Raw genomic sequence first — 13,428 nt, forward strand, 5'->3', positions numbered from 1 at the left:
TTAATTATTGTATGCCCTTACTTGCAGTTTATACCCTTTAGTTAGCAATTTAGGGTCTATTTCTACTTCAAGCGTTTTTGTTTCACCTTGCATTAGCGAAAAATAGCCATCGTTATAAAGGGCGGGCAAAAGCTGTTTACCTGCGCCATCTACCAATTGTGCCCTTATACCAAAAGCAGCTGTAGTTTTAGATTTATTGACGATGCTGTACTTAAGCAGTTTATTAATACCGTTTTTTGCGGTAGATATTTTGGCGTTGCTTTGAACCAGGCTTGCGCCGACGTGCGGCATTTTATTTAATGCTGTATAATCAAGATAGCTGTTGCCTATCCAATAAAAATTTTCTGAAACAAGGTGCCCTGTCTTATCAATAAGCTTGAGCTTTAAAAAATGCACATCAGATAGTGCAGCTTGCTTATCAACCCCGCTGAACGCGACAAATGCCTCTGTGGCTGATGTTGATTGGACATCCAATGTTTTTGATACTGTGTATGCCGGAACTATTTTGCCATTCATATTGTAAACAAAAGCCTCGGCGTGTAATCCCTTTATATCGTATGGCTTGTTATTAATCACCTTCACAGAATTTGTAGCGGCATTCCACTGGATATGGATCGGCTCGCATGCTGTTTTTGCACCAAAATAGGCACCGGTAAGGTCATAGTAGTAATCATAGGTTTGCCATATCATTGATGGATAAGCAGACTGGCTCATCCATATCAGCATCCCGGTAGCATCTTTCCACATGTGGTCATTCCATGATTCATACATGGCCTTCATGGTTTCTACGTTTAGCATTTGGGCTTTTTTGCAAAAGTCTTCTAACGATGTTGCCTTGCCATAGCTGTTGTTGACGCTGTTGATGTATTTAACCGGGTCAGATCCCCCGCCCAGGGCGCCATCGGTGCTAAAGTAATGCCTGGCCCACATGTTGGTTTTGCTGTTTACTGCAGTTGTGGTAGGGGCCACCCAGTAATCCTTCGGCATGAATTTTTTAAAGCTTTCAACGTTTACAAACGTGGCGGTACCCAGTTCGCTCCGCATGCCATACGAATCTTTAGAGAAAAGATAGCCGTTATGCGGATCGGTAAAATAAGTTTTGGGGTCGGTATTGCTCCACAACCCGCTGCCCGATAATACCCGACTGCCACCATGAATGGAAAAATTCGGATTAGTTTCGCCTGCATTTGAACGGGCAAGGTAAAGCCTGTCCTCCCCATCATTATCGTTAATTGCTGCTTTAATGGTGTTATTTAACGGCCCGTTAGGGTTACCACCTGGTACGCCTTCGTTGGCGCCGCACCAAATGATAATTGATGGGTGATGCCTTAGTTTAATAACTTTTTCAATAGCGTTGCTTTTAAAGATACCCAGGCTATCTATCTGGCCAAAATTGTTCAGCCAAAAATCGTCCCAAACCATTATTCCATATTTATCGCAGTAGTTATAAAAGGCTTCATCAGTAACCTCGCCGGTCCAGTTACGGATGATGTTAAAATTCATATCCTGATGAAACCTGATCCGTGTATCATAATCCTTACCACGCGCTTTAAGCATATAATCGCTCATGCCCCAATTGCCGCCTTTTAAAAGCACCGGAACATCATTAACATACACCCTTAATGGCCCGTTTACCGATGTTGTATCGGAAGTTATTTTTCTTATTCCGAAGGTTTTGATCACCTTATCAGATACACCAACGCCATCAGCATCAAATCGGACACTGCAGGTATAAAGGTTCTGCGTCCCATCGGCTTTGCCGCCATAGCCATTAGGCCACCATAGTTTCGGGTTATTAATATGTAGCTGCGGAAATTGATCCTGATTGTAATTTACGGTTTCAACGCTGTTAGCCTTTAATGTTATTTTAGGCCCGGTTACGGTAATATAGCCCGGGTTAATAACAAACTTTACCACCCCGCTCACCGGTTCAGAAGAAGCGTTTTTCAGATTAACCTTCACTGTTAGATCTGCAGCATTTTTATTTTGCAAATGAGCTCGTATCCATGGATCTTCAACCGCGACAGGCCCGGTGGTTGTTAAGCTAACCGTATCAGTAATGCCGCTATTTAAACCGGGTACAGCAGGCATCCAATCCCAGCTTCCGCTGGGGATGTAGGTAGGGCTTTCCCAGTTAGCCATGGGGTGATTATGTTCAGGATCATTTCGTGGTGGCACAACTAAAACTAAAAGTACGTTAGGCGCATTTTTTTTCAGGTTTTTGGTAATATTATAAATGCCCCTTTCTACAATCCCCTTTATCGTTCCTATATGCTGCCCATTTAAATAGATCTCGCCCCGTTTATGTATCCCGTTAAAGTTAAGCCAAACGGTTTTGCCTGGTTTAAAAGATGACGACGAAAATTCTGTACGATACCAAAAAGGCCTATTGTACTTAGCCTTATCAACTTTATAAATATTATCGGCATAATCCGGATCTTTTTCCTTACCTGCCTTAACATATGAGTAAAATGCGGTCCCCGGCACAACAGCATCAATCCACTTATTTGTATGAAACCCGGGGGATGATATTTGTTTTGCTGTAAATAAACTATCATCCTGAGGGAACAGCTTCCAATTTAATTTTATAGCCTGTGCTTGTACTATGGTTTGAAGCAATAGTAAAAAGGCTGTGCTTAGGGTTAACTTTAAAATAGATCGCATACAATTTTATTTCGGGGGCAATTTATTAAATAGTTTTCTAATTAGCTAAATCGATTTAATTTGTTTTAGCAGGTTTATTTTGCAATATTGCGGGCACAATTATACAACCACAATGAAATCTTTTTTTACGATACTGCTTTTCCTTTTTGGTTCAGGTCTGGCTAAACACGGGTATGCTCAAACTGCGGATGTTAAAACTCCAAACAGGCAATGGAATGCGCATTGGATAGGTGCACCATACGATGCTGGTAAGGACTATGGCGTTTATTACTTCCGTAAAAGCATAGACCTTACTACCAAGCCTTCAACTTTTATCGTACACGTATCGGCCGATAATCGCTATAAGTTATCGGTTAACGGCAAACTGGTTTCATTGGGGCCGGCACGAGGCGATACTTATTATTGGAATTATGAAACGATAGACCTCGCACCATATCTGTCCACAGGAAAAAATACAATAGCCGCACTCGTTTGGAATGAAGCTCAATACAGTCCGGCGGCACAGATCAGTGTACGCACAGGTTTCATATTACAGGGTAATTCACCAATCGAAGAAATATTAAATACCAACAATACCTGGAAGTGCATCCACGATACCGGGCACCAGCCTATTCCGGGGTATTTTTTTGCTGCCAGTAAAGGGGAAATGGTAGATATGAACCATGCTATTAAAGGCGACTGGACGGCTGCGGCTTATGATGACAGTGCCTGGCCCCATGCGGTTAACTTATCTGAAGGGAGACTTAAAGGCACGGCCTGGGGGATAGATTGGGCATTGGTGCCTTCTACACTACCCGCAAGAGAAATGACCTATCAACGCATCCCTAAATTGCGTGCTGCAACAGGTATAAGCGTTCCACCAACGTTTCCGGAGAAAAAAACTGCAATAATCATCCCGGCAAATACTACGGTTTCTTTATTGCTCGATCAAATTTTTGAAACAAATGCCTACGTAACGTTAAATTTTAGCGGCGGTAAAGACGCGGGGATATCACTTGGCTATGCCGAATCACTTTACGAAAAGGGCAGCAAAGGCGTTATTAAAGGTAACCGGAATGATGTAGAAGGAAAGGAATTTGTAGGGAGGATAGACAGTCTGATAGCGGATGGCAGCAAGGGACAGTCGTATACAACGCTAAATTTTCGCACTTATCGTTACATCAAGCTGTTTGTAAAAACGAAGGACGAGCCGCTGGTTATCGATGATCTTTATGGCACTTTTACGGGTTATCCTTTTAAACGGACGGCAGTATTTAATACTGATAATGCCGAAATAAAGCAAATGCTGGATATTGGCTGGCGTACTGCAAGGCTTAACGCCTGGGAAACTTATATGGACTGCCCGTATTACGAACAGCTGCAATACATTGGCGATACCCGTATACAGGCTATGGTATCTTATTACAATAGTAGTGACGACCGCCTGGCTCGTAATGCACTAAATCAAATTGACCATTCGCGCTTACCCGAGGGTGTAACCGCCAGTTGCTACCCTTCAAAAGGTACACAGGTTATATCCCCATTCTCGTTATGGTATATAGGTATGCTGCATGATTACTGGATGTACCGTGGGGATGATGATTTTATTAGAAATAAACTACTTGGCGAAAGAGGAGTGCTGGATTTTTTCAGCAAATATCAACAGGCTGATGGTTCGTTAAAAGATACCCCATACTGGGCGTTTGTTGACTGGGCCGGTAATTTGTGGGGCGAGGTAAAAGGCAAGGATGGCAGTGCGGCTATTTACGACCTGCAGTTGCTATGGGCATACCAGTGGGCAGCAGAAATGGAAGCAAAAATTGGCATGCAGGGTCATGCCAAATTATATGATCAAAAAGCGGCACAATTAAAGGCCACTATACAGCGCAAGTATTGGGACCCGGTTAAAAAATTATACGCCGATACTAAAGAGAAAAACGGCTACTCACAGCATGTTAATTCGCTGGCTATACTTACCGGGATGGTAAGTGATGCGAATATGTCCGCTGTAGCTAACGGGATACTTAATGATAAAAGCTTAACCCAATGTTCGGTTTACTTTAAATATTACCTGAACCGGGCGCTGGTAAAAGCAGGCTTGGGTAACAATTATATGAACTGGCTGGGTATTTACCGCGAAAATATTGCAATGGGCCTTACTACCTGGGCCGAATATTCAGATGTTAACACTTCCCGTTCTGATTGCCATGCATGGGGTGCGAGCCCGAATATTGAATTTTTTAGGACCGTGCTGGGTATTGACAGTTACGCGCCGGGCTTTAGTAAGGTAAAGATAGAACCTCATTTGGGAAACTTGAAAACAATTAGTGGCGAAATACCTCATCCAAACGGAAAAGTTGCCGTTGGTTATGCCCTGGATAAAGGCAAATGGAAAATAAACATCAGTTTGCCGCAAAAAACCACAGGTATGCTGGTATGGAAATCAAAGCGATATATATTAAAGACCGGAACTAATTTATTTGTGATTTAATTTATACTTTAATTATTACATTTTTAAGCTCATTCTGTTCAGCGCTATAGCGCTGAGCAGAATGAGCTTTTTTATTAAGGATGATTCGCTGATGGTTTTAGCTATCTGTAGGTAAGATGCCAGTACTCCCCACTGTTAAAATTCGGAGAAATTCATTAATTTCAAATAAGCTTTGCACCTGTGGGTTTTTAACTTTCACATAGCAGGGCTTTTTTATAGCGCTGGAATAATTAATTAAAATATTATTAATTGTTTTTTTAACAATTAATAATATTGTGCTATATTAGATTTTTACAATTTTAAACCAACTGTTAAAATTTTACTGAATTTAATGCCGATATAGCCTTGATTGAGCTGTGGGATAGGTTTTTGAAATGCTTTACAGCCGGTAATTTTACGGCCTTACAGTTTTCAAGAGTAACACTTAACCCGCAGGTGCAATGAGTTGTAGTGAAAATGTATGATGTGGAGTACTAATAATTTATAACAATTACGATGTTGTTAATAATTACTGTCAGGAAAGGTTGCATAGATGCTACAGAGAAAGCTACACTTGCGCGTGCAAGTGTAATTGAAAGACCATTGTTTAGTATGAAGTGGTATTTTGTATGTTTGCTTGTCGTTTTTTTCAATTTACCTGTACAGGCCCAATACAGCACGTCAGGAGGGGCTACAAACCTTCGCAAAGATTTTGCCTTGGTTACTTATACCATAAACGAAGGGTTACCTTCCAGAAACACAACTACGGCCATAAAAGACAAATATGGCTTTATGTGGATCGGCACCCAAAACGGCCTCTGCAAATTTGACGGATATAACTTTAAAACATTTCAGAACAATCAGCTGGATAGCAATTCCATATCCAACAATTTTGTAAACGCCATAGTTACAGATAAACAAGGGCGGTTATGGATAGGTACAATGGACGGATTGAACCTGTTTGATCCTTTAACCGAAAAATTCACCAGGTTTTTTCATAAAGATAGTCAGAAGGCATCTCTGAGCAATGACAAAGTATGGTCGTTACTTAGAGATGTGCGTGGCGATATATGGATAGGTACCGACGATGGTTTCAATAAGTATAGCTTTAAAGCCAATAATTTTGAAGTTTACAGGCCCAATGCCGGCAACGCTTTTGCAATGAAAGGCAAATCTGTTAATGCTATTGTAGAAGATGGTGAAAACCTTTGGCTGGGCAACTGGGGAAGCGGTTTAAACAAATTCAATATCGCTACAAAACGCTTTACCAATTATAAGCAAGTTCAAATACCCGGGCAAAAAAACCCCAACGATATATGGGCGCTTTGTAAAGATGAGGATGGGATGTTATGGATAGGTGCATATTGGAAAGGCCTTTACAAATTCGATCCTAAAAAAGAAACGTTTACATCATTCAACCGGGTTGATATTGATAACAAGGCAGTTTTTAATCTAACAGCAGCAGGCAAACATACTTTACTTGTTGGCGGGAGCGAAAATTTTTATTGGGTAAATACTCAAACTAACGACTGGACGCTGATAAATGGGTTTAAAAACGATCCCAATGGCAATATCTACGAGGATGCAAACGGCATTATATGGATATGCGCCAAAGATGGAGTTGCCAAACTTGATTTTAATCAGATCAAGTTTTCGTTTTTGGCGTTTTCTGGTTTAAACCCTGCTGTAAGAAGCATTTTAATCAAGAATGAGACAGCCTGGCTGGGTACCGGTAAAGGGCTTATTAAATATAACTTAAAAACGCACAATAGTATAACCTATCGCCATACAAATGATATTAATAGCCTTGGCAATGATGATATAAGTCGGTTATATCAGGATAGTAATGGTAAGATATGGATAATGACTGAATTTGGATTTGATGAATTTGACGAACAAAACAACGTTTTTAAACATCATTACCATCATTCATCGCTTGGCGCTTTGTACAACGAAGACGTATTTAGGGATATATTAGAAATAAGCCCCGGTATTTATGGGTTGGCATCTGATGCAGGCTTCAAAATATATAACAGTAAGTTAAATGCCTATTCGCATTATTTTAGTAATGGCAATAAGTACAGCATTAGCAATAACCACCTTAATTGCCTTTTAAAAGATGCAGATAACACCATATGGATAGGTACCAGCGGAGGGGGCGTTAACCGTTTCGACCCACGTACAGGGCATTTCAGATCGTATACATTAAAGGCTGGCACCGCAAAAGGGATAAGTAATAACTCCATTCAGAGGATCTTTATGGACTCGCGGCAGAATATCTGGATCTGTACACCAGATGGCTTAAACCGTTATGATAGAAAGAGCGACTCTTTTATTGTTTATTCACGAACAAACGGGTTCAACGATAATGTATTTAATGATCTTGTAGAAGATAAGGCCGGAAACTTATGGATAACCACCGAAAAGGGGATGTCTATGCTTAACCCGCTTACTGGCGTGGTTAAGAATTTTGATGAGACGGACGGGCTTTATGTCAACTCTACCATTTACAATTACCAGGGTAAAATATATTTGGCCGCAAGCCCGGGTATTGTTTCATTTGATCCGGCATTAATTAATTATAATAAAGAGGCTCCACCTATTGCAATTACCAATTTCCAGGTGTTCAACAAGGCAATCGCACCTTCTGCAAATGGCCCCCTAAAACAAAATTTAAATGTAGCCCGGCAGGTAACATTAAATTATAACCAAAATGTTTTTTCGCTGGAGTTTGTTGCGCTTAACTATACCTTATCGGCCAAAAATGAATATGCTTTTATGCTGGAAGGTTTTGACGAGAAATGGAACCAGGTAGGCCAGCAACGTAAAGCTACTTACACCAATTTAGACCCCGGCACATATATTTTTAGGGTGAGAGCCTCTAATAACGATGGTGTTTGGAATAAAACTGGTAAAACACTTATCATAGTTATTACACCGCCCTGGTATTTAACATGGTGGGCTTACGCCGTGTACCTGCTAATTATAGGCAGTATAATTTACAGTTATATTTTATACAAAGAACGACAGGCCAAATTAAGATATGAGATAAGGTTAGCGCATTTAGAAGGTGAAAAAGAGAAAGAATTGAATCAAAAAAAACTATCGTTTTTTACCAATATATCGCATGAATTCCGTACACCGCTAACGCTTATAATTAACCCCGTAAAAGAGTTGTTAAGTACTCAACATTCAGATGATGCTACCAGCCTTAACATTGTTTACCGTAATGCAAAGCGACTGTTAAGCTTGGTGGATCAGTTGTTATTGTTCCACAAGGCCGATTCAAGCACCGGCAAGTTGAAAATATGCAGATTAAATATGGTTGATCTGGCCAATGAGGTATATTTATGTTTTATACATCAGGCTAAAGCCAAGCAGATAACGTTTGAATTTTTATGTGAAAAGGAATATATAGAACTATATGCAGACAGGGAAAAGATTGAAATAGTATTGTTTAACCTGTTATCAAACGCAATTAAGTTTACCCCTTTTGGCGGCAATATAAAAATGGCTGTACAGGAGGATGTATCATCCATAACTATTAGTGTGCAGGATAATGGCTGCGGCATAAAACAAGGAACCGGCGATAGGCTTTACACTCGATTCTTTCAGGAAGAAAGTATGAACAACTCATCAAAGGGTGGTTTTGGCATTGGGCTTTTTTTGGTAAAGCGTTTTGTTGAAGATCATTTTGGTAATATTACCTATACCAGCAGCAGCGGAGGCGGTACCCTTTTTAAAGTTAGTTTGTTGAAAGGATTGAATCACTTTGACCCCGAAGTTATATATGAAGATACCGAAGAAGGGTCGGTTCTGTTGCACGAACTGATAGAGGAAGCCACTTCAGGCATCTATGTTGACGAATTGTTAGACACCGATGCTGGAGAAGAGGAAATGCACGCCGAATTAAAGTCTATCTTATTGATTGATGACAACCGCGACTTTAGAGAATATCTAAAAATAATATTTAAAGCCGATTATAACATACACGAAGCCAGCAGTGCCGAAGAAGGCCTGTTAAAAATAAAAGAGCTTTTGCCTGATATGGTGATAAGTGATGTGGTAATGGAGAGTATGAGCGGTATTGACCTATGCGCAATGGTAAGGGCAGATATAAACATTAGCCACACCCCGATAATTTTATTAACCTCAAGCTCATCTACCGAAGTGAAATTGCAGGGTTTAGAGGGTGGTGCCGATGATTATATAAGCAAGCCATTTGATAAAGAGATACTTAAAGCGAGAGTGGCAGGTATCCTTAAAAACAAAAATAACCTGCAAAAGTACTTCTATAACGAAATTACACTTAATAAAAACACCCATAAGATACCGCTGGAGTATAAAGAGTTTTTGGATAATTGTATGCGTGTTGTAGAGCTTCACCTAACCGATACGGATTTTAGTATACAAACATTGGCCAATGAGCTTAGTATATCTCATTCAAGCCTTTATAAAAAGATAAAATCTATCTCGGGGTTGTCGGCTAATGGGTTTATCAGGTTTATAAGGTTAAGAAAGGCCGCCGAAATCCTGATCCATACCAATCACAACATCTTCGAAACCTCCTATCTTGTGGGTATAAATGATATTAAATATTTCAGAGAGCAATTCAGGAAACTTTTTAATATGAACCCCTCCCAATACATGAAGAAATATAGGAAAGTGTTTTCGGCCGAAGCTATAAATAACGATTATAAAGCGGCCCGGAAAGTTACCGTAAGATAACCAGCGCCGTTATATTCTAAGGCTGTTTTAACTTATATCTTACCTGGGCTTTGATGCTTTTTTAATCAGTTTAAAGCCTACCCCTGCTTTTTTAATTCCTGCCGGCAACACCTGCTTTTCTAAACTTGCAATTATTTTTTTTGGCTGGCGCAAATAATTGGTGTTTTCTTATTTATAGCTAAGATTATAGCTAAAATTACCTTTTTGCCCCCCTTTTTATGAGGATTAACCACCCTTAAAGAAAGCTTTTTTACCTCAACTTAGCACTCATAAACCAAATTCTGTTTAATTATTTCACGGGCTATTTAGTTACTCAACAAGCTTACAGCAATATTGAGCCAAGTCGCCCCGGCGTGTAGTTAACAGAAATTAAACCAATTAATAAAACTTTAAACATGAAAAAAAATTTACTCAATGAGTTTTCACCGCATCGGAGAACCAGGAAAGCATTAGGTATTTTACTAACGGGTATTATTCCGTTGTGCGTACCTATGGCATCTCAGGCCACAGCATTGAAATTTACCCCTACCTTAAGTGAGTTAAAGCAAGCCGATGTTACGGTTTCAGGAACAGTAACAGACGAAAAAGGAAGTCCATTACCAGGAGTTACTGTTGCAGTTAAGGGCACCACACAGGGCGTAGTATCTGATGTTAATGGCAAGTACACCATTACGGTTGCTAACCCTAATGCAATATTGGTTTTTACCTTTATTGGTTACACCCCTCAGGAAATAGGAGTTAACAGCAGAACCAGCATTAGTGTTCAGTTAACTGCCGACTCAAGATCATTAAATGAGGTTGTAGTGGTAGGTTACGGTACTCAAAAGAAAGCTACCCTTGCAGGATCTGTATCGCAAGTAAGAGGTGCCGAGCTTGTAAAAAGTCCACAACCCAATGTTTCAAACTCTCTTGCGGGCCGTTTTTCGGGGGTGGTTATTAATAACAGAAGTGGCGAGCCTGGCTACGATGGTTCTAATATACTTGTTCGTGGCCTTGCAACTACAGGTAACACTAACGTGCTGGTTGTAGTTGATGGGGTACCCGGCCAAATTGGAGGGCTTGAACGACTTGACCCTAACGATATTGAAAGCCTTTCGGTATTAAAGGATGCATCGGCTGCTATTTATGGTAACCGTGCGGCTAACGGCGTTATACTGGTAACCACTAAAAAAGGTAAAACCGGCAAGCCAACAATTAACTACAGCTTTAATCAGGGTTTTAGCTCGCCAACGCGCTTACCGCAGATGGCTGATGCAGCTCTTTACGCTCAGTTAAGAAACGAGATAGCTTATAATTCAAACCAGGGCGGCGGCTTAAATCAGATCTATTCTGACGAGCAGATTCAAAAATTCAGAGATGGGTCAGACCCTATAAATTATCCAAATACAGATTGGATAAATACAACACTTAAAAAGACTGCATTGCAAAATCAGCAAAGCTTGTCAGTTAACGGTGGTAACGATGATGTTAAATACTATATATCATTAGGTACACTATATCAGGACGGTTTATATAAAGACGGAGCAACTAAGTACAAACAGTATAATTTCCGCTCAAATATTGATGCTAACATTAATAAAAGGTTAAAAGTAGGCTTGTCTATATCTGGCAGGGAAGAGAACAGAACTTTCCCAACAGTAGGTGCGGGGAATATATTCAGATCGGTATACAGGGCTAACCCCACAGTTATAGCTTTTTATCCTAACGGTTATCCATCTACGGGTATTGAGTTTAATAACCCGGCGGTGCAGGTAACCGATCTTGGCGGTATTGTAAATAACCCAACCCAGGTTTATAACGGTATATTAAGAGGAAGTTACCTTATTCCGGGGATAGAGGGCTTATCTATTGATGGGTTCTTTTCTGTAGATAAATCAAACGCTTTTAACAAAAATTTCTCTAAACCGTATGTACTATACACCTATGATCAGCCAAACGATGTTTATAACGGTACCATAGTTGGTGGTAATAACCAAAAGGCTACATTGTTCCAATCTCAGAACAACCAGTCGCTTGTCACTTCAAACATTAAATTAAACTTTAACAGAAAGTTTGGTTTACATAACATCGAATCATTTGTTGGTTATGAGCAAAGTAAAAACCATTTAGATTATTTTGATGCAACCCGTTTCAATTATCTTGCATCAAATCTTCCCGAATTATCTCAGGGAGGTAATGCAGCAACAGATTATCTAAACTCGGGCTACAGTTCAAACTATACCCGCCGAAGCATAATAAGCCGACTTGGTTACAACTACAACGAGAAATACATTTTTGAAGGTCAGTTACGTGCCGATGGTAGCTCAATATTCCCAAGCGGCAAACAGTGGGGTTATTTCCCTTCTGCATCAGTAGCTTACCGTATCTCCCAGGAGGGTTGGTTTAAAGACAAAGTTAAATTCTTTGACGATCTAAAGATCAGGGCATCATACGGTTCATTAGGTAACGATAATGTAAATGCTTTCCAGTATTTTGATAACTATGTTTTAGTAGGTAATGGTTTTGTAGCTATAAATCCTACAGCTACAGACAGATCGCCTATAATTCAGCCAAACGTTAACCTGGTAAAACTGGCTAATCCTAATATAACCTGGGAGGTTTCCAGAAAGCTTGATGTTGGTATCAATGCAGTGTTTTTACACAACTTTACTTTAGAAGCTATATACTTCCAACAAAAACGTTCTGATATCTTAACTGCCAGAAACGCTTCTCTTCCTGGTTCATCAGGTATTGTTAACCCTTATGGATCAGATCCACTGGTACCTTCTGAGAACATTGGTAAAGTAAACAGCGAAGGCTTTGAAGGCACGCTTGGTTACAATAATAGTGGTAAAGAATTTAGCTGGGGTGTTAGTGGGAACTTCACCTACGCAAAAAGCAAGATCATATTTATTGATGAAGCCGCAGGTGCTTTAAGTTATCAGCGCCAAACAGGCAGGCCGTTAAACACTTACCAACTTTATAATTCAATAGGCATATTTCGCAGCCAGCAAGAACTTGATAGCTATCCGCATGTACCGGGTGCAAAAGTGGGCGACTTGAAACTGTTGGATTATAACGGTGACCAGCAGATAACTGCCGACGACCAAACCCGCACTAAATACGGTAACATACCACAAATTACTTATGGTTTTACCTTAAACGCGGCTTATAAGAATTTTGATCTTGCTGTATTGTTTGCCGGCCAGGCTCAGGTTAGCCAGTACGTATTACCAGAGGCTGGTACAATAGGTAACTTTTATAGCAGCTGGGCCAATAATCGCTACAGTCCTACAAACCCTAATGGTACCTATCCAATTGTTACGGATCGTGCTTCGAGTGCAACAAGCGGTGGTTTGTATAACAGTACTTTTTGGCTTAATGATGCTTCATTTTTAAGGTTGAAAAACGTTCAGGTAGGTTATAATTTCAACAGTCAGCTTTTGTCAAAGCTTAAGTTATCGGGTTTACGACTTTACGCAAGCGCATTTAACTTGTTTACCATATCAAAAGTTAAAGACTATGACCCGGAAGGAACCAGCGGAAGCGGACAGTTCTACCCTCAGCAACGAATTATCAACTTGGGCGTTAACGTTAAATTTTAAAAT

Annotated in this window: 4 protein-coding genes; 3 read left to right on the forward strand and 1 reads right to left on the reverse strand. The window is 40.2% G+C overall.

All coding sequences use genetic code 11. The features are described from left to right. Positions 1 to 2,664, reverse strand: a complete 2,664-nt coding sequence (locus tag NPE20_RS17690) for a glycoside hydrolase family 2 protein (protein ID WP_256540018.1) — start codon at positions 2,662 to 2,664, stop codon at positions 1 to 3. A gap of 112 nt (positions 2,665 to 2,776) precedes the next feature. Here NPE20_RS17690 and NPE20_RS17695 point away from each other — a divergent pair, with 112 nt between their 5' ends. The 3 genes from NPE20_RS17695 (at position 2,777) to NPE20_RS17705 (ending at position 13,425) form a co-directional block, all read left to right on the forward strand. After that, positions 2,777 to 5,134: an alpha-L-rhamnosidase-related protein gene (locus NPE20_RS17695; RefSeq protein ID WP_256540019.1), complete on the forward strand. Its 2,358-nt coding sequence runs from the start codon at positions 2,777 to 2,779 to the stop codon at positions 5,132 to 5,134. A gap of 495 nt (positions 5,135 to 5,629) precedes the next feature. Beyond that, positions 5,630 to 9,841, forward strand: coding sequence for a hybrid sensor histidine kinase/response regulator (locus NPE20_RS17700; protein WP_256540020.1), 4,212 nt, complete (start codon positions 5,630 to 5,632; stop codon positions 9,839 to 9,841). 395 nt (positions 9,842 to 10,236) lie between these two features. Beyond that, positions 10,237 to 13,425, forward strand: a complete 3,189-nt coding sequence (locus tag NPE20_RS17705) for a SusC/RagA family TonB-linked outer membrane protein (RefSeq protein ID WP_256540021.1) — start codon at positions 10,237 to 10,239, stop codon at positions 13,423 to 13,425. The last annotated feature ends 3 nt before the right edge of the window (positions 13,426 to 13,428 follow it).

The organism is Mucilaginibacter aquariorum (assembly GCF_024498135.1).
Lineage (GTDB): Bacteria > Bacteroidota > Bacteroidia > Sphingobacteriales > Sphingobacteriaceae > Mucilaginibacter > Mucilaginibacter aquariorum.